The sequence below is a fragment of the Mycobacterium sp. E3305 genome (assembly GCF_001666785.1).
GTDB lineage: Bacteria > Actinomycetota > Actinomycetes > Mycobacteriales > Mycobacteriaceae > Mycobacterium.
The window spans coordinates 1-22,013 of sequence record NZ_LZJA01000082.1 but is presented as its reverse complement, the minus strand read 5'-3'; the positions used below and the strand labels follow the sequence as shown (position 1 = coordinate 22,013).

The 22,013-nt window shown below is 69.3% G+C and carries 26 protein-coding genes; 11 read left to right on the top strand and 15 right to left on the bottom strand.

Going from position 1 to position 22,013, the window contains the following annotated elements:
- Window positions 1-132 precede the first annotated feature (132 nt).
- Entirely contained in the window at window positions 133-807 is a 675-nt protein-coding gene (locus A5701_RS29195) for a PE domain-containing protein (RefSeq protein WP_067750573.1), read from the top strand.
- A gap of 16 nt (window positions 808-823) precedes the next feature.
- Here the strand turns inward: A5701_RS29195 and A5701_RS07845 are convergent, their stop codons facing one another.
- Window positions 824-2,008 (bottom strand): acyl-CoA dehydrogenase family protein, encoded by a 1,185-nt coding sequence (locus tag A5701_RS07845; RefSeq protein WP_067750570.1) that lies wholly within the window; start codon window positions 2,006-2,008, stop codon window positions 824-826.
- Between the two features lie 121 nt (window positions 2,009-2,129).
- On the opposite strand from A5701_RS07845, the gene A5701_RS07840 reads away from it, so the two are divergent.
- Window positions 2,130-2,510: an NYN domain-containing protein gene (locus A5701_RS07840; protein ID WP_067750566.1), complete on the top strand. Its 381-nt coding sequence runs from the start codon at window positions 2,130-2,132 to the stop codon at window positions 2,508-2,510.
- Window positions 2,507-3,466, top strand: a complete 960-nt coding sequence (locus tag A5701_RS07835) for a nitronate monooxygenase family protein (RefSeq protein ID WP_067750563.1) — start codon at window positions 2,507-2,509, stop codon at window positions 3,464-3,466. Before A5701_RS07840 ends, A5701_RS07835 begins: the two co-directional genes overlap by 4 nt.
- Here A5701_RS07835 and A5701_RS07830 read toward each other — a convergent pair.
- Window positions 3,447-3,758, bottom strand: a complete 312-nt coding sequence (locus tag A5701_RS07830) for a DUF4333 domain-containing protein (protein WP_231969120.1) — start codon at window positions 3,756-3,758, stop codon at window positions 3,447-3,449. The genes A5701_RS07835 and A5701_RS07830 overlap by 20 nt on opposite strands.
- A gap of 159 nt (window positions 3,759-3,917) precedes the next feature.
- Complete coding sequence (gene tpx, locus A5701_RS07825) at window positions 3,918-4,412, bottom strand: thiol peroxidase (protein ID WP_067750551.1); 495 nt, start codon at window positions 4,410-4,412, stop codon at window positions 3,918-3,920.
- Window positions 4,413-4,523: 111 nt separating this feature from the next.
- On the opposite strand from tpx, the gene A5701_RS07820 reads away from it, so the two are divergent.
- Both A5701_RS07820 and A5701_RS07815 read left to right on the top strand, forming a co-directional pair.
- Window positions 4,524-5,474 carry a GlxA family transcriptional regulator gene (locus A5701_RS07820; RefSeq protein WP_067750544.1) on the top strand — a complete coding sequence of 317 codons (951 nt, stop codon included), beginning with the start codon at window positions 4,524-4,526 and terminating at the stop codon, window positions 5,472-5,474.
- Between the two features lie 18 nt (window positions 5,475-5,492).
- The gene (locus A5701_RS07815) at window positions 5,493-6,230 is read left to right on the top strand and encodes a DJ-1/PfpI family protein (RefSeq protein ID WP_067750539.1); all 738 of its coding nucleotides are present in this window, start codon (window positions 5,493-5,495) and stop codon (window positions 6,228-6,230) included.
- 48 nt (window positions 6,231-6,278) lie between these two features.
- On the opposite strand, the gene A5701_RS07810 is transcribed toward A5701_RS07815, so the two are convergent.
- Entirely contained in the window at window positions 6,279-6,752 is a 474-nt protein-coding gene (locus tag A5701_RS07810; RefSeq protein WP_067750535.1) for a nuclear transport factor 2 family protein, read from the bottom strand.
- A 58-nt stretch (window positions 6,753-6,810) separates the two neighbouring features.
- Between A5701_RS07810 and A5701_RS07805 the strand changes: the two genes are divergently transcribed.
- Window positions 6,811-7,581: an SDR family oxidoreductase gene (locus A5701_RS07805; protein WP_067750530.1), complete on the top strand. Its 771-nt coding sequence runs from the start codon at window positions 6,811-6,813 to the stop codon at window positions 7,579-7,581.
- Window position 7,582: 1 nt separating this feature from the next.
- On the opposite strand, the gene A5701_RS07800 is transcribed toward A5701_RS07805, so the two are convergent.
- From A5701_RS07800 to A5701_RS07780, 5 genes are all read right to left on the bottom strand, one after another.
- On the bottom strand, window positions 7,583-8,356 hold the full coding sequence (locus A5701_RS07800; RefSeq protein WP_067750525.1) for a YqjF family protein: 774 nt from the start codon (window positions 8,354-8,356) through the stop codon (window positions 7,583-7,585).
- A complete protein-coding gene (locus A5701_RS07795) occupies window positions 8,353-9,012 on the bottom strand; it encodes a hypothetical protein (RefSeq protein WP_067750521.1) in 660 nt (219 codons plus the stop codon). Before A5701_RS07795 ends, A5701_RS07800 begins: the two co-directional genes overlap by 4 nt.
- 27 nt (window positions 9,013-9,039) lie before the next feature.
- The gene (locus A5701_RS07790; protein WP_067750518.1) at window positions 9,040-10,272 is read right to left on the bottom strand and encodes a serine hydrolase domain-containing protein; all 1,233 of its coding nucleotides are present in this window, start codon (window positions 10,270-10,272) and stop codon (window positions 9,040-9,042) included.
- A 71-nt stretch (window positions 10,273-10,343) separates the two neighbouring features.
- Window positions 10,344-12,179 carry a fatty acyl-AMP ligase gene (locus A5701_RS07785; protein WP_067750515.1) on the bottom strand — a complete coding sequence of 612 codons (1,836 nt, stop codon included), beginning with the start codon at window positions 12,177-12,179 and terminating at the stop codon, window positions 10,344-10,346.
- 104 nt (window positions 12,180-12,283) lie between these two features.
- A complete protein-coding gene (locus tag A5701_RS07780) occupies window positions 12,284-13,354 on the bottom strand; it encodes a serine hydrolase (protein ID WP_067750509.1) in 1,071 nt (356 codons plus the stop codon).
- 158 nt (window positions 13,355-13,512) lie between these two features.
- On the opposite strand from A5701_RS07780, the gene A5701_RS07775 reads away from it, so the two are divergent.
- Window positions 13,513-13,980, top strand: coding sequence for an SRPBCC family protein (locus A5701_RS07775; RefSeq protein WP_067750504.1), 468 nt, complete (start codon window positions 13,513-13,515; stop codon window positions 13,978-13,980).
- A 24-nt stretch (window positions 13,981-14,004) separates the two neighbouring features.
- Here the strand turns inward: A5701_RS07775 and A5701_RS07770 are convergent, their stop codons facing one another.
- From A5701_RS07770 to aceA, 5 genes are all read right to left on the bottom strand, one after another.
- Window positions 14,005-14,346 (bottom strand): hypothetical protein, encoded by a 342-nt coding sequence (locus A5701_RS07770; RefSeq protein WP_067750502.1) that lies wholly within the window; start codon window positions 14,344-14,346, stop codon window positions 14,005-14,007.
- Window positions 14,347-14,420: 74 nt separating this feature from the next.
- Window positions 14,421-15,584, bottom strand: coding sequence for an LLM class flavin-dependent oxidoreductase (locus A5701_RS07765; RefSeq protein WP_067750499.1), 1,164 nt, complete (start codon window positions 15,582-15,584; stop codon window positions 14,421-14,423).
- A gap of 180 nt (window positions 15,585-15,764) precedes the next feature.
- On the bottom strand, window positions 15,765-16,163 hold the full coding sequence (locus tag A5701_RS28015) for a hypothetical protein (protein ID WP_067750496.1): 399 nt from the start codon (window positions 16,161-16,163) through the stop codon (window positions 15,765-15,767).
- A gap of 158 nt (window positions 16,164-16,321) precedes the next feature.
- Window positions 16,322-16,525: a hypothetical protein gene (locus tag A5701_RS28010; RefSeq protein WP_067750493.1), complete on the bottom strand. Its 204-nt coding sequence runs from the start codon at window positions 16,523-16,525 to the stop codon at window positions 16,322-16,324.
- A 413-nt stretch (window positions 16,526-16,938) separates the two neighbouring features.
- Window positions 16,939-19,230: an isocitrate lyase ICL2 gene (aceA, locus tag A5701_RS07750; protein ID WP_067750490.1), complete on the bottom strand. Its 2,292-nt coding sequence runs from the start codon at window positions 19,228-19,230 to the stop codon at window positions 16,939-16,941.
- A 323-nt stretch (window positions 19,231-19,553) separates the two neighbouring features.
- Between aceA and A5701_RS07745 the strand changes: the two genes are divergently transcribed.
- On the top strand, window positions 19,554-19,928 hold the full coding sequence (locus A5701_RS07745) for a hypothetical protein (RefSeq protein ID WP_067750487.1): 375 nt from the start codon (window positions 19,554-19,556) through the stop codon (window positions 19,926-19,928).
- On the opposite strand, the gene A5701_RS07740 is transcribed toward A5701_RS07745, so the two are convergent.
- Complete coding sequence (locus tag A5701_RS07740; protein WP_067750486.1) at window positions 19,925-20,647, bottom strand: MBL fold metallo-hydrolase; 723 nt, start codon at window positions 20,645-20,647, stop codon at window positions 19,925-19,927. The two genes, A5701_RS07745 and A5701_RS07740, sit on opposite strands and share 4 nt — an antisense overlap.
- A 74-nt stretch (window positions 20,648-20,721) precedes the next feature.
- Between A5701_RS07740 and A5701_RS07735 the strand changes: the two genes are divergently transcribed.
- The 3 genes from A5701_RS07735 to A5701_RS07725 form a co-directional block, all read left to right on the top strand.
- Window positions 20,722-21,048, top strand: coding sequence for a helix-turn-helix transcriptional regulator (locus A5701_RS07735; protein ID WP_067750483.1), 327 nt, complete (start codon window positions 20,722-20,724; stop codon window positions 21,046-21,048).
- Complete coding sequence (locus A5701_RS07730; protein ID WP_067750478.1) at window positions 21,045-21,455, top strand: SRPBCC domain-containing protein; 411 nt, start codon at window positions 21,045-21,047, stop codon at window positions 21,453-21,455. The genes A5701_RS07735 and A5701_RS07730 overlap by 4 nt, the downstream gene beginning before the upstream one ends.
- Before the next feature lie 20 nt (window positions 21,456-21,475).
- Window positions 21,476-22,013: alcohol dehydrogenase catalytic domain-containing protein (locus tag A5701_RS07725; protein WP_156669978.1), on the top strand; the 538-nt coding region annotated here is incomplete at its 3' end.

The following is a 22,013-nucleotide window of genomic DNA, read 5'->3' as shown; positions in this document are numbered from 1 at the left end:
ATGGGGGCCATCGCCGGGCCGATGAAAAGTGTGGGCAGCACCCCGCCGGCGCCCTTAGACTTGTTGCATCGCCCGGCTCAGCTGGTCCTTTGACGTACCGGCGCTGAACGCCCGCACAGGAGCAGTACGCACATGGAATCGATGTCCCATGACCCGGCCGCCGGTGCCATCGGGTTGCACGTCGTCGACATCGCGACCCGCGGTTTGACTTCCGGCGCGACGGCGTCGGCGCCGGTGACCGCGCTGGTCCCCGCCGGGGCCGACGAGGTTTCGGCGCTTGCGGCCGCGGCGTTCGCCGCGGAGGGCGCCGCGATGCTGACGTTGAACACCGCGGCTCAGGAGGAGGTCGCCCGCACCGGCGTGGCCCTGACCGACATCGCCCGGATGTACACCCAGGTCGACGTCGAGGCGGCCGGTGCGTTGGACGTCAGCGGAGCCCGCATCGCCGGCCAGACCTTCGTCGGCCCGACCGGCGGCGGACTGCTGGGCGCAGAGGCGCCGGTCGCCGGCGGCCCGGTCCCCCGCACGCCGCCGCTGGCCAGCCCGGTCGCCGGAGTGCCGGTTGCCAACCCGTCACCGACGGTGCCGACCACCCCGCCGGTGACGCCGAGCCCGGTGGCGGCGATGCCCGGCGCGACCAACGCCGCGTCGACTTTGCTGGGCGCGGGCGCGGCCCCGCTGAGTTCGCTCGGCTCGGTGGCTCAGGGCGCGTCGGCCGGTAGCACCGCCGGACCGGGTCTGGCCTCGTCGCAGACCGGCGCCGAGGACGACGGCCGGCGCGACGAGCCGGGCGAACGCCTGGTGTAGGCGGGACCTCAGCGGGTCACAACCCCGGCTGGTCCTCGATGATGCCGAGCCAGATCTGCGCGACGTCGATGGCGACCTTCTCGCTGATGAAGGCGTGCTGCGTGCCGGTGTAGATGTCGCGGAAGGCCCGCTCGAGCCGGCTGCCCTCCCGGATCGAACTGGTGCCCGCGACCAGGTGCGCCCACTCGGCGCAGCCGCGGGCCGTGTCGGTCGCGAAGACCGCCGCCACCCGCATGTCCGCGCGCAGGGTGGGCGTCAGGTCCTCCCCCGCCGCGACCGCGGCCTCGGCGGTGGTGAACGCGTCGAGCACCAGCAGACGCGCGGCGCGCCAGGCCGCGCGATGGTGCGCCAGCCCTTTCTGGAAGGTCGGGCGGCTGGCCAACGACGCCATGTCGCTCATCCGGAACTTCGTCGCCGCCAGTTCCTGAACGTCGTCCAGCATGCTCTTGGCGACGCCGAGCGCCCAGGACGCGTGACCGGCTGCGGTGACCGGCATCAGCCCCATCCGGGTGGCCGGCGAAGCCCCCCGGTACGGCTGACGCACGAAGAGCTCGAAGGTGCGGCTCGCCGGGACGAACACCTCTTGGGCGCTGTAGTCGTATGAGCCAGTCCCCTTGAGTCCCTGCACGAACCAGCCGTCGTTGAAGCTGATCTGATCCCGGGGAATCACCGCGACCCGCATCTCGGGGAAGCCCTCACTGATCCAGCGCATTTCGCCGTCGTCCATCGGGAGGAACCCGGCGGCGACGTACTGGGAGTGCCCGATGCCCGAGCCGAAATTCCACGACCCGCTCACCAGGTAGCCGCCGTCGACGGCGGCCCCTTGCCCGTTGGGAAAGAACTGGCCGCCCATCGTGACACGGTTGTCGTGTGCGGTGAACACCTCGGCGAAGCCCTCGTCTGGCAGGTATGCTGCCGCGGCGAACGAGGATGGCAGGTTGGCGATGCCCACCCAACCGAAAGAGCCGTCCTGCCAAGCCATTTCGATCCACGTCTCGATCATTTCGGTGAACGAGGGCTCGACCCCGCCGGCCTCGGCCGGGTTGAACGCGGACATCAGCCCGGTCGCCCACATCTCGTCGACGATCGCCGGGGTCAGCGTGCGCGCCCGTTCGGATTCGGCGGCCTCGGCGAGCACCAGCTCGCGCATGCCGCGGGCCAGTGAGACGACCCGGTCATCGGTGTCGGCTATCGAGGTCATTCACCTGTCCCATCGTCGCGACGGCATCACCTGGTGACCGTACCAACCGCTCAGAGTCGAAAAGAATGAAATTCGCGGGTGAGCGCGAGCGCGCGCGATCGGTCGCCCTAGCGTAGGGAGCGTGCGGTGGATCGTGGACGGGATGAACGTGATCGGGAGCCGCCCGGACGATTGGTGGAAGGACCGCGCCCGCGCCATGGCCGCGTTGGTCGACAGACTCGACCGCTGGGCCGCCGCCCAGGGAGACGACGTGACGGTCGTGTTCGAGCGGCCGCCCTCGACGGCCACCCCCGCATCCGTGGTCGAGATCGCCTACGCGCCCAGGGCGGCCGCCAACTCGGCCGACGACGAAATCGTCCGTCGCCTCCGCGCCGACCCCCGTCCGCGCGACGTACGCGTGGTGACGTCGGACAAGGGGCTGAGCGAACGCGTGCTGAGCCTGGGTGCGTCCGTGCACCCCGCCGCCGGCTTCCGTGACCTCATCGAGCCGAGGGGAACATGAACACGACGACCAATCGGGTCTGCGGGTTGGCGCGGATCGACATCCCGATCATCCAGGCGCCGATGACGTACATCGCGGGCGCCCGGCTGGCCGCGGCGGTGTCCAACGCCGGGGCGCTGGGCATCATCGAGACCACCTCCGAGCAGGGCCGAGCCGATCTGCGGCGCGTGCGCGACCTCACCGACCGGCCGGTGGGCGCGAACATCGCGCTGATCATGAACCGCGACCCGGCCACCGTGGATCTGCTGGTGGACAACGACATTCGCTTCGTCACCACGTCCGCGGGCGATCCGGGACTGTTCACCGGCCGGCTCCACGATGCCGGCATCACCGTCTTCCATGTGGTGGGCACCCTCGCGGCGGCGCGCAAGGCCGTCGACGCCGGAGTGGACGGGCTGGTGGTCGAGGGTGTCGAGGGCGGCGGGTTCAAGAACCGATTCGGCGCGTCGACGATGGTGCTGCTGCCTTTGGTCGCGGCGCACGTCGACGTGCCGATCGTGGCCGCGGGCGGGATCTGCGACGCACGTTCGATGGCCGCCGCGTTCGTTCTGGGCGCCGAAGGCGTGCAGATGGGCACCCGGCTGCTCGCCTCGGCGGATTCCCCGGTGCACACCAACCTCAAGCGGGCGGTCGTCGCGGCCGACGAGACGGCCACCGTGCTACTACCCCTCGACGGCAAACGCATGATGCGCGTCATCCGGACGGCGGCCGCCGAGAGGCTCGACGCCGCAACGTCTTCCGGCGAGGGCGCCGCGGCGCTGCAGCGGGTGCAGCGGCTCTACTTCGACGGCGACATGGACGCCAGTGTCGCCAACACCGGTCAGGTCGCCGGACGGATTTCGGACCTCCCCCCGGCCGCCGACATCATCGAGCGGATGTGGGTGGGGTGTCGCGAAGTGCTGGCGGACACCGCGGGCCGGCTGGGGCAGCCGGGGCCTAGCTCGGGCGGCTCCTGACGTCGAAGACGACTTGTTCGCCCTCGACTTTGGTGATGCGCATGTGCGCGGTGTAGGGCTTGCCCTCCGGGCCGGTGAAGTGGCAGTCGAACTCCTGGCCGACCTTGGCTTCGACGCCCGACGGACAGTTCACGTCGGCCGGGTGGAATCCGGTTTGGCTCGAGACGACGTCGACGACGGATTTTGCCGCGCCGTCGGGTTTCACCGTCGTTTTCGTGCCGCACCCGGTGAGCTGCAGGCTCACCACGCCCACCAGCACCCCAGCGATAACACCGAACTTGCCGCCATTCACCGCCGGTACTCCTTTGCCGCCGAGCGTTCCACCGCCCGTCCGGCGGAACGGCCAGGCTAACACGGAAGCCGCACGATGGGACAGCTCAACGCGGCGAACGTCAGCACGTCGCAAACAGGCGAGTGGTGCGGACGGCCGCCGCTGAACGGCTTAGCTGGGTCAGCCCGCCGCGGCCAGCGCCGCGTCGTAGTCCGGCTCCTGGGCGATCTCCGGGACCAACTCGGTGTAGGTGACCTTGCCGTCGGGGCCGACCACCACGATGGCCCGCGCCAGCAGGCCGGCCATCGGGCCGTCGTTGATGGTGACGCCGTAGTCCTCGCCGAAGCTGCTGCGGAACGCCGAACCCGTCTTCACGTTGTCGATGCCCTCCGCCCCACAGAACCGGGCGAACGCGAACGGCAGGTCTTTGGACACGCACACCACCGTGGCGCCGCTGGCGGCCGCGCGCTCGTTGAAGGTCCGGACGCTGGTCGCGCAGACCGGGGTGTCCACAGACGGGAAGATGTTGAGCACCAAGGCCTTACCGCCGAGCTGGTCGCTACTGACCTCCGCCAGGTCGCCGCCCGTCAGGTTGAAGGCCGGCGCCGGGGATCCGACGGTAGGCAGCTCGCCGACGGTGTTGATCGGGTTTCCACGCAACGTTATCTGTGCCATGTCGCACAGTCTGCCAAGCCCGCCGCGGACCCGACGGGTCAGGTCCCGTGTCCTAATTGGTGGGGTGCGCGGCGTAGACGACATCCCGGGGTGTGCCGAACACTTAGATGCATGACTCGCAAGGTGGTCATCGCCGGTTTTCCCGGCGTACAGGCGCTCGACGTGGTGGGACCGCACGAGGTCTTCACCGGCGCGTCGCTGCTCACCGGGGGCGGGTACGAGGTCGCACTGGCCTCCATCGACGGTCAAGCCGTCACCACCCCGACGGGACTGGCCTTCGTCGCGGCGCCGCTGCCGGACCCGGGCGAACCCGTCGACACGGTGGTGCTGCCCGGCGGCGGCGGTGTCGACGCCGCGCGGTCGGACGCCGAGCTGATCGGCTGGATCAAAGCCGTCGCCGCGACCGCCCGCCGCGTGGTCACGGTCTGCACGGGCGCGTTCCTGGCGGCCGAGGCCGGGCTTCTGGACGGGCAGCGGGTGACCACGCACTGGGCCTTCGCCGGTCGGCTGGCCCGCGAGTTCCCCGCGATCGACGTGGACGCCGATCCGATCTTCGTCCGCAGCTCGGAAACCGTGTGGACCGCAGCGGGTGTCACCGCGGGCATCGACCTGGCGCTCTCGCTGGTGGAGGACGACCATGGCACCGAGGTCGCGCAGACCGTCGCGCGCTGGCTGGTGCTGTATCTGCGCCGTCCCGGCGGGCAGACGCAGTTCGCGGCGCCGGTATGGATGCCGCGGGCCAAACGCAATTCGATCCGCACCGTGCAGGAGGCCATCGAGGCCGAGCCTGGCGGCGAGCACAGCATCGACGAGCTGGCCCGTCGCGCGGCGATGAGCCCCCGGCACTTCACCCGCGTGTTCACCGCCGAGGTCGGCGAGGCGCCCGGCCAGTACGTCGAGCGGATTCGCACCGAAGCCGCGCGCCGGCAGTTGGAGGAGACCGACGACACCGTCGTCGCGATCGCCACCCGCTGCGGGTTCGGCACCGCGGAAACCATGCGGCGCAACTTCCTTCGCCGGGTCGGCATTCCGCCGGACCAATACCGCAAGGCCTTCGCCTGAAAGGAAAGGACGACACCCATGACCCAAATCGCGATTGTGACCTATCCGGGCTTCACCGCGCTCGACATGATCGGCCCGTACGAGGTGCTGCGCAACCTGCCGGACGCCGAAGTGCGGTTCGTCTGGCACGAGGCGGGGCCGATCACCGCCGACTCCGGTGTGCTGGTCATCGGGGCCACCCACTCCCTGGCCGAAACCCCTTCGCCCGACGTGGTTCTCGTGCCGGGTGGTCCGTCGACACCGGTGCATGCGCGCGATGAGGCGTTGCTGGACTGGCTGCGCAGGGCGCACCGAAGCGCTGCGTGGATGACGTCGGTGTGCTCGGGGTCGGTCATCCTGGCGGCCGCCGGCCTCCTCGAGGGCCGCCGCGCGACGTCGCACTGGCTGACCGTCCCGGCGTTGAAGGCGTTCGGTGCGGTGCCAGTGGGCGACGAACGGATCGTGCACCAGGGCAACGTCGTCACGTGTGCGGGAGTGTCGGCGGGACTCGACCTGGCGCTGTGGCTCGCCGCCGAGATCGGCGGCGAGGGCCGCGCCAAGGCGATCCAGCTGGCGATCGAATACGACCCGCAGCCGCCGTTCGACTCCGGCCATCTGTCGAAGGCGTCGGCGACCACCAAGGCGGCGGCCACCGCGCTGCTGTCCCGGGAGAGTGTGAAGCCGGCCAACATGAAGGCCGCCACGATGCTGGCGTGGGAGCAGGCACTGGCGGCCGTTCGGTCGCGGCGGCGGGTGCGACAGCCGGTGACGAGTTAGTCCGATGGTGGCGACACGTCCCCCGGCTTCGCGGGGGACGGGCCGCCACTAGCCTGGCTGGAGGATCTCGTCTGACGCGAGCTGTCCCCCGGCCTGCAGCCAAGCCGTCACCACGCCGGGCGCGTCCCGGTTCGGGTTGTAGATGTCCTCCTCGCTGGAGAACAGGCCGTTTCCGGCGTAGACCAGCCGCGTCCAGTTCGGGAACCAGAACGGCTCACCATTCGGATCCGTCGGGTGGTCGAGCAGGTTCTTGATCATCACCACGACGGCGTCGTTCTCCTCGTCGTAGGCAGTCCAGTCGGACGGAAATCGCATGTGCGGGAACGGCGCCATGACGGCCACGATCCAGTCCCGCACCGCCTCGCGGCCGTGAAACACTCCGTAGTGATGTTCGGTGTAGACGACATCCTCGGTGAAGAGATCGGCGAAGGGTCGCCAGTCGCCCGAGGCGCTGCACCCCTCCACCACCCGCGTGTAGTTCTCGACCGCTTGCTCGATTTCTGCCCTGGTGAATTTGCCCATGGCGGACACACTAGAACTTGTTTCGGTTCTAGGTCGCTCGTCTGGATAGGGATCTCGCATGAACGTCTTGAAGTTGTTTGATCTCCGCGGCAAACGGGCGTTGGTGACGGGGGCGTCCAGCGGCATCGGCAAGAAAGTGGCGCAGGCCTATCTGCAGGCCGGCGCCGACGTGGCCATCGCCGCGCGGCGTGCCGACGCTTTGGAACAGGTCGCCCGCGAGATCGCCGCGGACGGCGAGGGCAGGGTGGTGCCCATCCCCTGCGACGTGACCCGGCCCGACCAGGTGACCGCGCTGCTGGACCGGGTGACCGCGGAGCTGGGCGGGATCGACGTCGCCGTCTGCAACGCCGGCATCATCACCGTGACACCGGTGCTGGAGATGTCCCCGGAAGAGTTCGAACGCATCCAAAGCACCAATGTCACCGGCGTTTTCCTCACTGCCCAGGCGGCCGCCAGGGCGATGGTCCGACAGGGTCTGGGCGGCAGCATCATCACCACGGCCTCGATGTCGGGCCACATCATCAACATCCCGCAGCAGGTCGGCCACTACTGCACGTCGAAGGCGGCGGTGATTCACCTGACCAAGGCGATGGCTGTGGAGTTGGCGCCGCACAACATCCGGGTCAACAGCGTCAGCCCGGGCTACATCCTCACCGAGCTCGTGGAGCCGATGACGGAATATCACCGGCTGTGGGAGCCGAAGATTCCGCTCGGGCGGATCGGCCGCCCCGAGGAACTCACCGGCCTCTACGTTTACCTGGCCGGCGAGGCCTCCAGCTACATGACCGGATCCGACCTCGTGATCGACGGCGGGTACACCTGCCCGTAGGTCACGCGACGACGACGCGGCGGCCGAAACGGGTTCGCACACCCGGCGAGAACAGCGCGCGCAAGCGCTCGCCGGCGGGCCGCACCATGCTGGCCGCCACCAGCTCGTCGTCCAGCTCGACGACCTCGGCGGCGCACAACGGCCAGGGTTCGTGTTCGTTAGGTACCCACCAGGTTCGCCCGGCCCAGCGGGTGTGTGCGCCCCACCGGGCGGTGAGCCAGACCTCGAGCGGCGTCGGGTCCACCGGGGCGCCGACGGTGACCTCGACGCGGCTGCGCAGTCCGCGCCGCGGCCATCGGCGCACGCTGTGGTACGTGACGCGGTCGCCGCGCCGGCTTGTCCGCATCCTCGCCCAGGTGTAGGGCACGCCGAGGCCGGCCCGGACGACCGGGACGACCGCCAGCCGCGTCGTTTCCAGCGACCGGAACAGCACCCCGTGCCGGCCGGAGTCGTCGACGGAATAGAGCCGTACGTTGGTCTCCGGGAAGCGGCCGAAGTACGGAAGCGGAAGGGAGGAGCCGACTTTGGTGCTGTCCATGACGAACGGAACCAGCCCGACGTAGGTCATCCCGTCGGCGAAGACGTCGGGGCGGGTGCCGGGCGGATACATCGTTTCGACGGTGGCGGGCCGGACCGGCCAGTGGATGAACGTCAGGTCCCGCCACCGCTGGTCGAACGTGACGGGGCCGCGAAGCGGCGGTGGTGTGACCGCGAATCCCGCGACGGGTTGGCTGCCGCCGGGCTCGGCGACCGGCGGGCCGGGCACCGTGGTCATCCCTCCAGCTCCCCGAAGACCCTGCGTTCGATGCCAGCTTGGGTGGTGGCCGGCAACACGACGAGTCCTTCGAGTTCCTGACGCGCCAACTCGTAGGCGCGCCGGCGTTCCTGCGGTGCCGCGGCGGAGTCCGACGCGACCCGCAGCAGGTTCTGCGCGCGCGCAATTCGCTGCTGGTCGGCGCGGGAGAAGTCGCTGCGCCGCCTGCGCATCGCTTCCGTCTCCGCGGTGTTGAAGGCGGTCACGTAATCCTCGACGGCGGTCCGGTATTGCGCGGCGGCCTCCCGATCGTCGAGGAGATCTTCGGCTTTGCCGGGGCGCAGGAAATCGGCCCGCAGCTTGGCTTTGTGGAACGCGACCGTCAACGGATCGCGCATATCGGTCATGAGCGGGAAATCCAGGAGCTTGGCGACGTCGAGTTCATAGTCGAGCCATCGCGTGTCGGTGCGGCTGTGCTCTTCGAGGACGCGGCGCAGCGACCGCCACTGGGCGACGTGGTTGTCGCCGGTGTCCGGTGGCGTCTCCGGCCGGTCGGCGACCGGCGGTGGCTCGGCCCGGCGCCGGTTGGCGCCGAACGAGCGGGCCACGGCGACGGCGGCACCCACCAGGGGCAGGACCACGATCAACAGCTCCGCCAGCCGGATGAGCAAACCCACACGGCCAGGATGCCATCACTGTCGTCGTCACGTCTGCGGTCGCACGCCGAGGACGTCGCGAAACAGCGCCTGGCGCAACGCGAGTTCGCGCGGGTCGCTCCAGAGGTGAAACCCCAGCCGGTTCATCACGTAGGCGAACCCGACGCCGGTGTCCGGGTCGGCGCAGCCGAATGACCCACCGAAGCCCGGAGTTCCGAAAGCCCTGCCCGACGATCCGAATTCGAAGTGGGGCACGGGTTTACAGAAACCGAGGGAATACGCCACGTCGACGTTCATCACCTTGTCGCGAATGCCCCGGCTGGGCGGGAGCGCCGGCGCCGCGAGCGCCTCGACGGTATCCCCGCCCAAGCCGAGTTCGGCGCCCCCGGTGGCCGCGCTGCCGTACATGCGCGCAACCGCCCGGGCGGTGCCGATGCCGTTGGCGGAGGGGATCTCGACCGCCCGAACGTCCTCGCGGTTGTAGTCGCCGTTGAACGGGTTGACGCCGCGAGGCACCGCGATCATGCGGGCCGTCAGTCCGACGGGGTTCAGCGAGGCGCCCACGAACCCGGGCGGCATCACGTTCAGGTGCAGCAGCGATTCGGCGCGCACCCAGTGGTGGACGTGCGCGACCCGCTCGCGGTCGACCGAATCCGGCAGGCCGATGTGGAGGTCGAGCCCGAGCGGCCGGACGATCTCGTCGGCCATGAAACGGCCCAGCGTGCGGCCGGCCGGGTCCGTCCGTCGGATCAGCTCGGATTCGTACCAGCCCAGCGTGATCCCGTGGTAGCCGTGCCGCGAACCAGGTCGCCACGCCGGTGCCTGGGCCGCCAGCATGGGCGAGAGCCTGGCCGGATCGGCTACGTCGGCCAGCGTCGGCTTCGGCTTGAGCGCGCAGACCCCGGCCTGGTGCCCCAGGAGCTGGCGGACGGTCACATCGCCCTTGCCCGCCTGCGCGAACTCCGGCCAGTAGTCGGCGACCTTGGCGTCGTAGGAGATGAGCCCGCGGGAAACCGCGACGGCCACGACCAGGGCGGCAACACCTTTGGTCGTGGAGAACATGTTGACCATGGTGTCGGGCTGCCACGGCTGTTTCGCCAACCCGTTGCGGTAGCCGCCCCACAGGTCGACGACCTTGACCCCGTCGCGGTAGACGGCGACGGCCGCGCCCACCTCCGCGCCGTCGCGGAAACTCGCGCGAAAGGCGTCGGCCACCTTTCCGTAGCCGGCCTCCACGTCGCCGCCGATCAGGTCAGCGGGCACCGCAACCTTGAGAACCATTGTCCTGCCTCCGAAAGGGAGACTAAGTCAGCCGCGGCGGCCGGGGCCGTTTTTCGGGCCGTCCGCCCGGGTCAGTGTGCGCCCAGGCCGCCGCTCAGGTATTGGGCGCGGCAGGCCCGGCGCGCCAGCTTGCCGCTGGTGGTGCGCGGGATGGCGCCGGCGGGCAGGAAACACACGTCGGCGACCGGCAACCCGTGGCGGCGCGAAACGGCGGCCCGGATCGCCTCGATGGCCGGCTGCGGATCGGCCCTGCTGGTGCCCGTCGCCCGCTCGGCGATGACCACCAGCTGTTGATCGGAGTCTCCGGCCGGGACGGCGAAAGCCGTCACGTATCCGCGCCGGACGATCGGGGAAGCTTCGGCGACGGTCGCCTCGATGTGCTGCGGGTAGTGGTTGCGGCCGGCGACGGTGATCGTGTCGGCGATCCGGCCGGTGACGTACAGCTCGCCGTCGAGATAGGTGCCCAGGTCCCCGGTCCGCAGCCACGCGCCGTCGACGGCGGATCCCGCCGCGTGACTGCCCTCGGCCAACCGGCAGTGCAGCCGACCGCCGAACGCTCGCCGGGTGTCCTCGGGCAGCCCCCAGTAGCCGCGGCCGACGTTGTTGCCCTGCACCCAGATTTCGCCGACGTGACCGTCGGGCAGTTCGGTCCCGCCGTCCGGGTCGACGATGACGGCCCACTCGCTGCGGCCCACCTGGCCGCAGGACACCTGCGCGACGGCCTCCGGGGCGTCGGCCGGCACCCGCACCGCGCGACCGGCGCCCAGCTCCGCGCGGTCGAAATACGCGGCCGTCGCCTCCGCTTCGGGCGCGATGGTCGCGACGAACAGCGTGGCCTCCGCGATGCCGTAGGAAGGCTTGAACGCCGTCGGCGGCAGGCCGTATGGGGCGAACGTCTTGTTGAAGGCGTTGATCGCATCGATGCTGACCGGTTCGGATCCGATGATCAGCACCACGTTGCTCAGGTCGACGGCGTCACCCGGCGCGGGCAGCCCCCGCTGGGCCGTCCATTCGTAGGCGAAGTTCGGCGCCGCGGTGACGGCCCGGCCCGCCTCGGCCGACAGGGCTTTGATCCAGCGCTGCGGCCTGCGCACGAACGCCGCGGGCGACATCAGCGTGGAGTGCCCCCCGTACACCGCGGGGAAGCCGATCATCGACAGTCCCATGTCGTGGTACAGCGGCAGCCAGCTGACACCGTGGGTGTTGCGGTCCAACAGGTCGATCGAAAGGATCATCTGCACGAGGTTGGTGCCCACCGCCCGGTGCGTGATCTCGACGCCGACCGGGGGCCGCGTCGAGCCCGACGTGTATTGCAGATGCGAGACGTCGTCGTGGCGCAGCTCGGTGGGGGTGAACGAGTCCCGCGCCGAGTCGGGTATTTCGTCGATGACGATGACCCGCGGCCGCTGCAGCTGCGGGAGCGTGCCCAGAAATTCCTCGACCGCTCCCCTGGCCGCCGCCGTCGTCAGCACGGCGGTCGGCCGCGAATCGCGCAGGGCCGTGTCCAGACGTTCGGCGTGGCCGGGCAACTCGGGCGCGAACAGTGGCACCGCGATAGTGCCGGCCTTGATCGCCGCGTAGAAGCCCGTCACGTAGTCCAGGCTCTGCGGCGCCAGGACGGCGACCCGTTCGCCAGGGCCGGCGGCTTGCTGGACCCGCGCGCCGATCGCTTCCAGCCGCACGCCGAACTGGTTCCACGTCACCTCTTCGGCCACGCCGTCGGCGGAGCGGTTGTAGTCCAGGAAGCGGTATGCCACCGCGTCACCGACGTTGGCGATGTTGCGGTCGATGAGGGAGATGAGCGTGACGTCCGCCGGGGGCATGATGTTGCCCTCGGCATCCAGACAGTCCTCGATCTTGAGCATGCCGGGGACACCTGGGGCGTGCTGCCCGGAACCGAACTCCATGGACCCCACTGTAGGCAAGGCGGCGCGGCAACCCGTCGTGCCGCGACCGTGACGATCGGCACGGCGGCTCGCGAAGGGTGTTGTCTGCGAATCGAATCCGTCAGCTACATCCAGAGCTTCGCCAGCGCCTCGGCGAGGGCCTCCGGATCCTGTTTGTCGGTGTTGCAGGTGATGGCCACCGACGTCGCCCGGTCCTTGCTGACCCGGAAAGCCGTGACGAATCCGCCCCACGAACCATTGTGATCGAGTGCGCCGTTGGCCAGCAGGTAGATCCCGGCGCCGTAGCGGTCCCCGCCGCCCGGTTCGGTGGGCACGGCTCCGGCCAGTTGGGCACGGAGGAGCGCGGGACCGCCCACGCGGCCGGTGCGGTAGTTGTCCGCCCAGCGGACCAGTTCGCTGGGTGTGGTCTGAATGCCGCCGTCACCGACCTGCCCCCAGCCGGACGCGACCGCGTTGCCGTCCTTGTCGTAGCCGACAGCCTTCCCGGGAATCGGCCCGGTGGGATCGACGACCATGTTCAGCCCGAGGGGGCGAAAGATGTGGCCGGAGAGGAATTCCGCCAACGGTTCGCCCGAAGCGCGGTGCACGATCTCGCCGAGCAGCAGGTAATTGGAGTTGGAGTATTCGAATCGCGAACCGGGCGGGAACTCGAGCTGGTCGACGCCCGCCAGCGCCCGCAGGGCCTGATCCTCGGTCGTGCGGTCGCCGACCTGGGCGCCCTGCGCGTCGAGCAAGCCGACGTAGTCGGGAATTCCGCTCGTCTGGTGCATCAGCTGCTCGAGGGTGACGGTGTTCGCCCACGCCGGCAGCTCGGGCGCGTGCCGGGAAACGGGGTCGCCCAGCGTCAGCTGACCGGCGGCGACCAGCAGCAGCACCGCTCCGGCGGTGAATTGCTTGGACACCGACGCGATGTCGAACACCGTGTCGGGTGTGATGGCCTCGTGCGTCGAGACGTCCGCCAGGCCGCGCACCCCGGTCCAGACGATTTTGCCCTCGACGCCCGCGGCGGCCGAACACCCCGGATCGCGTGCGCCGATTGCGTCGTCGAGCACCCGTTGACTGCGGACGTGGGCGTCGGCGCGGCCGGTGGTGGAGGTGGCGCGGACGCCGTCGTGGCCGCCGCCGCACCCGCCGAGCAACAACGTGACGGCAAACATCAACAACGCCTGCCGCATTCGCCGATTGTAGGCACCACCCGATCGACGGCCGGGTGCTTTCGCCGCGCCGCCGGCGGAGGGGCCGGCGAACCCCGTCCGGCCGGGGCGCTGCGCGGGCGGTAGCCTACGCGCGAACGGCCGCCAGGGTCGGCGTTGGATCTCCCGGGGAGTGGGTCATGTCAGGCAGGACGTATTCGTTCGAGGTCACCGGTACCAGCACCGCGCCCGCGGCGACGCTGTTCCGCCTCGTGACCGACGGCGCGAACTGGTCGAAATGGGCCAAGCCCATCGTCGTCCATTCGAGTTGGGCGCGGCAGGGTGATCCCGCGCCGGGCGGGATCGGGGCGGTCCGCAAGCTCGGGATGTGGCCGGTGCTCGTGCAGGAGGAAACCGTCGAATACGAGCAGGACCGGCGGCATGTCTACAAGCTGATCGCGCCGTCCAACCCGATCAAGGATTACGTCAGCGAGGTGGTCCTCACGCCGAACCCGGCCGGCGGCACGGACATCCGCTGGACCGGCTCGTTCGTCGAGGGGGTCCGTGGCACGGGTCCGGCGATGCGGGCCGCCATGGGCGGCGCGGTCCGGTATTTCGCGCGTCGGCTGGTGGAGACGGCCGAGCGCGAGTCGACCGGCCAGCGCTAGCCGCGCCCGCGTCCACGGCAGGCGCTACGGGTTGTTGGCCTGCTGCTCGTCGAGCTGCGCCTGCTGCATGCTCTGTTCGAACTGCTGCTGCGCCTGTTCGTTTTGCTGTTCGGCCTGCTGCATTGACTGCTGCAGCTGCTGCTGAGCGAGCTGCTGCTGCAGCTGGGCTTCGTCGTCGTCGTCATCGGCGGCGAAACCGTTCCCGCCGGAAAGGTCGGGCGGTGCCTGTGGGAATGCCGCCACGTCCGTCGGGCGCGCCGATGCCTGCGCCGCGTCGAACGTGGTGAGGAGAGCGACGGCCGCGGCCGCCGCGAAGACGAGCTGCGCGATGTGTCGCCGCGGGTGGTGAGGGGTTCCGGTGGTCATCCCTCAGTTGTGCGCCGAAACCCTAGCTGCCACCTGGGAAGCGGCTGTCGCCGGAGTATGAAGCCCCCGGATCGCTACTTCGAGTCGACCTCGTCCTGGTACTTCTTCGTCATGTGCGCGACCGCATCCAACTGAGATTGCGCGAGGCTGTCCCGCGCCTGTCCGGCGCGCGCGGCGGCGTCCAGGGTCGGCTGCGCCTGGCCCTGGAAATGCGGCATCACTTCGGCGGCGAACAATTCGGCGGACCGTCTGGTGGCGGCGGGGTTGGCCCACTCGTGGCCCATCTGCAGCATGCAGCCGAATCCGCCGGATTGATCCCACAGCCGCTGGACCTGTTCCCGCGCCCGCTCCGGCGTGCCGATCACGCCCGCCCCGTTGTCGTTGATGACGTCGATCATCTCGTCGAGCTGCTCACCGGGCATCGTCATTTGCGGGAAGGCGGCCACCTTCTGGAAGTAGCGGAACCACGGCTCGATGCCGAACTTGACCTCTTCGCGCGCCTGCTTCTCCGTTTCGGCGAGGTGGAACAGGCCGACCAGGCTCCAGTTCTTGCGGTCGACCTGCGTCCGGAAGACCGCCGCGCGCTCCTCGACGATGCCCCAGTGATAGGACAGCGCGTTGAAACCCTCGACGGTCAGCGTCGCGCCGATGGACAGCAACCCGATGCCGTGCTTGCCGGCCAGCCGCGCGCCCGTCGGTGACGCGACCGCGGCCACCGACAGCGGGATCCCGCCGTCGGAATAGGGGGCGAGCTGCAACTTGGCGTCGAACAGTTGGTGCGTGGCCGTCTTGGCGCTCACGGTTTCGCCCGCGAGCAGGCGGACAACGATGTCGAGGTTCGTTTCGAGCAGCTCGCGCGTGTCGGTCGGGGTGAGTCCGATCATCGACGAGTCGCTGGGCAGGGAGCCCGGCCCCACGCCGCCGATGATCCGGCCGTGGGTGAGGTGATCCAGCAGCATCAGCCGGTCGGCGACCCAGAGCGGGTTGTGGTACGAGAGGGAAATGACCCCGGTGCCAAAGCGAATCCGCTTGGCGCGCTCGGCCGCCGCGGCGATGAAAACCTCTGGCGAGCTGATGATCTCGCTACCCGCCGAATGGTGTTCACCCAGCCACACTTCGTCGAAGCCGAGGGCGTCGAGGTGCTCGATGAAGGCGAGGTCACGCTGCAGCGCAAGCGTCGGATTCGTGCCCGCCCGATGGAACGGCGCGATGAAGTATCCAAACCTGAGCTTCGCCATCGAAGTCCCCTTGCAGCCGAGTAGGCCAGAACCATAACTCGAATGCGGACTCCCGCCTAGGCCGTCACGCCAGAAAGCCAGGTGGGCGAGAGGTTTTCAGCCGGCGGGGCCAGGTGATCCCGGCCCCGCCGACTAGGCGAGCAAGTTCGTGTTGTCGGGCGGTCAGCGCTCAGCGACGTGTCAGTAGCCGCCGCAGACGTTCCCGACGCAGCCGCCACCGCCACCCGGGCCGCCGCCGCCACCCCCGACACCGGGGATGCTGCCGCCACCGCCGCCGGGGCCGCCGCCACCTGTCGGACCGCCGGGGACGCCGCCGCCACCGCCGCCCGGGCCGCCGCCACCCGTCGGACCGCCGGGGACGCCGCCGCCACCGCCGCCGGGGCCCCCACCGCCCGTGGGGCCGCCCGTGGTGCCACCGCCCCCACCCGGGGTGGACGGGGCCACGGTGGACGACGGCGTGGTCGTGGGCGTGGTCGTGGTGCTGTTCGTCCCCTTGTTGCCGCCGCCGCATCCGACCGCGAGCACGAGCATGGCCGCGCCACCGAAGAGCGCGACCGAGTTTCTGGCTGCAGATCTCATCTGGAAGTCCCCAATCCCCACTTGCACCACGGCAACTGGTCCACTTCTCCTTACCCCGGCACACGGCCGGGCAAACGGGTCGCGGCGCGGGGGCTCCAACCCGCGGAGACGCCGATGGCCCATCACCGGGATGGGCCATCGGAGAAAAGGAGTTCGGGTTAGCAGTCGAGACCGGACACGCAGCCCGCCAGGGTGGCCGGGTGGGCACCGGACGCGACCGTCGGTGCCGCCGTGATCCCGGATGTCGCGTGCGTCGCCGCGCCGGCGGTCGGGCTGACGCCGAAACCGCCGAATCCGACCGCCAGGGCCACCGCGGCCATCCCGCCGAACACCGCAACCGCCGTCCTCATCTGCGCCTTCATCAGCCACTCCCTTCCCTTTGTGCGCGTCCGGGGGGTGGCGCGCATCCATACCCAAATTCTACACCTGTGCAACTGTTGCTCCAGACAGGTTTTTGCCGTCACCCATGCGCGGTGCACCCCGTTGGCCGCCATTAGCGGTAAGGGCTGAGGAAACGGGACTTGGCGTGACGAGACGCTTGCGCGGAACCGGGGCGCGTTAGGAGCCGATGGCCCATCTCGGGCTAATGGACCATCGGCGAGTCAAATCGTATCCGCGGACAACTGTTGCTATGCGGGATTCTGGTTATGCGCCGGTAAGAAACTTTCTTATTCGTAAATTGGATAGTCCGCTCGCGGCATGACGCCAAAGCCCCGCTCTGAGCGATGGCGTAGGCAGAACTCGAGCGAACCGCGGTTCGCTCGAGGGCCGCTCCTTAGTCTTCCTTGGTGATCAGCTTCCGTAGCGCCACGCGATCGGGCTTCAGCAACTCCTCGATGCGCGGACGGTTCACCTCGGCGACGATGATCTCGCCGACCTCCTGGTTCACCTCGGTGAAGATGCCGTGGGACTTCATCTTCGACGTTTGATACTGATTGTCCTCGGTCGGCGTCACGTAATACACCGCGTCGGCCTTGAAGCGGTGCACCAGCCATAGGTGAATCAGCGTCATCAACCGCTTCTGGCGCAGCTTTTCGGCGAACGTGTTCTGGTCGCGCACCGTGAGGATGCTGCGGCCGTGCCGATCCTTGATCGGGTCGAACACGACGTTGGCCAGCTGCTCGTCCCCGTTTCCGTGGATCCCCAGCACCAATACGTCCGAGCCGGGCCGGCGCGGCCGCAGCTGCACGCGCAGCTTCTCGCCGAGCTGGTAGTGCTCGCTCCACAGCGCCAGCCACTCCTCCAGCAGCTTCTTGGGCACCTCCGTCTGCACGAGGTGCTGGTGCTGGGTCGAACCCTTGCCCATCGCCTTGGTGGTCGCGGTCCGGCCCGAGGACGCCTGCAGCGCCGCATCGCTGCGCGGCCCGCCGACCAGCGTCTGCGGCGTGCGATACGGCGACTCCACCAGGCGCATCTTGCGCTGCAGGCGAGCCAGCGCCAGCATGCCGTCCTGCCTCAGGGACGCCGCGAACTCCTCGGCGGCGACGCCGTCGATCTGGTGGCCGCCGTAGGTGATGAAGTTGAAGACGAAGCCCATCTTGCCGAGCTCCTCGGGGAAGCGCTTCATCTCCTCATCGGTCATGCCGGTGGTGTCCCAGTTGAACGACGGGGACAGGTTGTAGGCCAGCATCTGCTCGGGGAACTCGGCGTGGATCGCCTCGGCGAACTGCCGGGCGTCGGCGAGATCGGCCGTCTTGGTCTCCATCCAGAGCACGTCGGCGAACGGCGCCGCGGCCAGCGACTTGGCGATCGCATAGGGGATGCCGCCGCGGATCTGGTAGTAGCCCTCCGGCGTCTTCGCCAGCTCGCAGTCCCACGGCGGGTCGACGCCCAGCTGCTTCGCCTTCTCCCGTGCGGCGTAGAGCGACGCGCGCTGCGCGAATTGCCGCCAATCCGCCGGGCTCATGCCCACCGGCTCGTCCTCTTCGCTCTCGCTGAATTCGAGCACCTCCGCGACGGCCTCGCCGTAGGTCATCAGGCCGGCGTCGTCCTCCCAGGCCGCCACGAACCGCGACTCGACCTGGTCGAAGAGGTCGTCGATCGAACCCTGCCCGTCTTCGCGCCGGGCGTTGACGGCCTCGGAGATCAGTCCCTGGATGCCCTGGCGTTCCAGCCACGCGCTGGCCGCGGCGTACTCCGAATCCGCGAGGGCGTAGAGGAGATGGCCGTTGAGTTCCTTGACACCCAGCTCGTAGAAGCGGCGGAGTAGCGCCAGGAAACAGGCCTTGTACGACGGGATGTTGAGGTTGGTGGCGCCGAGCAGGAACGGCTGGTCGCGCTCGTCGGCGCGGCTGTCGATCAGGTTGGCCGCCTCGGCGTCGGTGCGGGCGACAATGATCCCCGGCACCCGCATGACGTCGAGCTGGAAGCGAGCGGCGTTGAGCCGCTTGATCTGTTCGTCTGAGGGCACCAGCACCTTGCCGCCCTGGTGGCCGCACTTCTTGGTGCCGGGGCGCTGGTCCTCGATGTGGTAGCCGGCGACGCCCACCTCGACGAAGCGGCGGACGAGGTTGCGCACGTGCGGATCGCCGCCGTGGCCGGTGTCCGCGTCGGCGATGATGAACGGGCGGTAGTCGTAGGCGGGCGTGCTGGCTCGCTGCGCCTCGCTCATGTTGAGCCGTTGGTATTGCTGGTTGCGGTCGGCGGTCAGCAGGGCGCGGACGAGTACCGCGGCGTCGTCGGGCACCTGGCTCAGGGGGTAGCTCGCCAGGTCCGGGCCGGGGTCCTCGGTGGTGGAGCCTTTGGCCGACGTTGCCCAGCCGCCGAGGTAGATGCCCTCGATGCCCATCCGCTTCATCGCCACGGCCTGGCCCGGCGAGTAGGGCCCGAACGTGGTGATGCTCTTCTTGGTGGCGAACAGCTCGCGAAGCCGGTCGTAGAAGGCCGCCGCCGCCTCGCGCGCCACGATGTAGTCGGTGGGGATCGTGCCGCGTTGTTCCACTACCTGGCGGGCCGTGTAGAGACGAGTGATTCCGGCGAACCGCGGGCCGTCCATGTATCGCTGGGTGGCGGCGATGTCGTCTTCGTACGAGGTCCGGACTTCAGTGTCCGAGTCAATGATGGCCATGGCCCTACGCTCCCTGTTCGGCACGATTCCCTTGAACGTGAGTCTATCCCCGGGGGTGACGGATAAATCAGGGGTCGAAAGACCCGTGCCAAAACTGTTGCCAACTGCCCTACTCCGGCCCGCGCCGGCGCCACGAGGCCGCCGGGCACACAAGATCGTCGGTATCGCCGAAACGGCCCGAACCGGCGCTCGCATTTCGGATTCGATGAGAATCTTTGTGCTGCAATGGTTGTCGATAACATCCAGCTCTTGCCCCGACTGGCCGGAAGAGTTGAAATACGAAAGACCGGCGAATCCAGCAAACAAGAGGTAGGGTAATCGCCGTGCAGACGGAATTGCGCTATGACCGGTGGTATCTACCGCTTTCGGTTCCCGTCGGAATGGGACCCAAGCGCAGCGAGCTCAGGGTGGATGCCGGCACCCTACACGTCAAGATGGGTTGGGCATTCGACGCTCACGTACCGCTGGCGTCGATCACCCGGGCCGAGCGGGCGGACGACCGGGTCTTCACCTTGGGGGTGCACTATTCGGGTGGACGCTGGCTCGTCAACGGTTCGGGTAAGGGCCTGGTGGCCTTGACGATTGAGCCACCGGTGGAGGCGAAAGCCGTGGGCCGAACGATTTCGCTGCGCGAGTTATGGGTCAGTGTCACCGACCCGGATGCCCTGATCGCCGCCTGCACCGGCCCGCGCGTCTAACCCGGCTCGAGGCCCGCTCGTCGGGCCAGCCAATCCCGCTGGCGGCGGATGAAACCGGCGTCGACGACGCTTCCGTGGCCCGGCACGTAGATGGCTTCGGGTCCGCCCGCCGCGAGTATCCGATCGAGGGTGAACGGCCAGGCGGCCAGATCGGAATCGGCATCGATATCGGGGTCGGCGGACTCCTCGACGAGATCACCGGTGAAGACGACAACCGGGTCGTCTTCGCCGTCGACGCCGGGCGCGATGACGACCAGGTCCGCGGTGGTGTGTCCCCGGCCCAGGTGGGCGATCGTCACGAAGCGGTCGCCCAGGTCGACGACCGCGTCGTGGACGCCGCGCCGCGGTGGCTTCAGCGCCGCGACCGCGCGGTCGATCTCAGCGGCGTCCGCGCCATAACTGACGGCATCCGAACGAAGGTGATCGACGGCGGACGACAAGTATTCGACGACCTCAGGGGCGCAAAGGATTTCAGCTCCGCCGAACGCCGAAGAGCCCAGGACGTGGTCGAAGTGCTTGTGCGTCAACACGACATGCGTGACCGGTCGTCCCGCGAGCTCGCGGACGTCGGCGGCGATCGCGTCGGCTTCGACCAGCGTGGTGCCGGTGTCGACGAGCAGCGCGCCGGTGCGGCCCCGCACCAGGGCGACGGTCACGTCGCAGAACGCCAGCCGGCAGCGCTGCACGCTGGGTGTCAGCCGCTCCCAGGTGAAGTGCATAACCGGGAAGATAGCGGTCACCGCGGCCCGCTGCGGGCGCCCGGGATGGTTGACACGTCGGAAATATCCGACATATATTGCCGGGCGTGGCTGGCACCGACCGCGTCTTCCTCGCGCTGGCCAATCCCGTGCGGCGGGAAGTCCTGGAGATCCTGTCCCGCCAGCCGCTGTCCGCCGGGAAACTCTGCGAGCGGTTCGACCTCAGCCGCCCCGCGGTCGCCGAGCACCTCAAGGTTCTGCGCGACGCCGGGCTGGTGGCCGACGAGCCGCAGGGCCGGCATCGCATCTATCACCTGACCGCGGAACCGTTGGCGCAACTCGGTGAGTGGCTGCATCCGTTCGAGAAGTTCTGGCGAGCACGACTGGCCAAACTCGCCGAGACGGCAGAGGAGTGGGAATGACCGAGACGTCGACGCCCGCGACGATCCGGGTGGATCAGTTCGTGGCCGCCCCGCCTGCGAAAGTGTGGCGCTTGTTGACCGAGCCGGACCTGCTGCGGCTGTGGTGGGCCGAGTGCGACGTGGCCGCGGTCGTCGGCCACCAGTTCACCCTCGACATGCCGGGCTACGGCACGCAGCCATGCAAGGTGCTCGAGGTCGATCCCCCGCGCCGGTTCGTGTACACCTTCACGCCCGCGTGGACGCTCACCTGGCGCCTGGAGCCGGAGGGTGACGGCACCCGAGTGTTCTTGGAACACAGCGGTTTCGACTTGGACGACAAGAGGATGGCCGACGCCTTCCGGCGGATGGAGCCCGGCTGGTCCGGCGTCGTCCTCCCCCGCCTGGCCGACGCCGTCAACCGGGCCTGAGCCGCCGGGGAGGAAGTGCAATGCGTGCAGTCGTCATCACCAAGCGCGGCGATCCATCGGTGCTGCGGGTGCAGCAGCGGCCCGATCCGCCGCCACCGGGCCCGGGACAGCTGCGGGTCGCGGTGCGCGCGGCGGGGGTGAACTTCGCCGATCACCTCGCCCGCGTCGGCCTGTACCCAGACGCGCCGAAACTTCCGGCGGTGGTCGGTTACGAGGTCGCCGGGACGGTCGAGGCCGTCGGCGAGGGCGTCGATCCCGGCCGCGTGGGCGAACGGGTGCTGGCGGGCACGCGGTTCGGCGGCTACGCCGAGGTCGTCAACGTGACGGCGAGCGACTCCGTGCCGCTGCCGGCCGCGATGGGCTTCGAACAGGGCGCCGCCGTCCCGGTCAACTACGCGACCGCATGGGCCGCGCTGCACGGATACGGGTCGCTGCGCGCCGGTGAACGGGTGCTGGTGCATGCCGCGGCCGGCGGCGTGGGCATCGCGGCCGTTCAGTTCGCGAAAGCGGCCGGGGCCGAGGTGCATGGCACCGCATCACCCGCCAAGCATCAGAGGC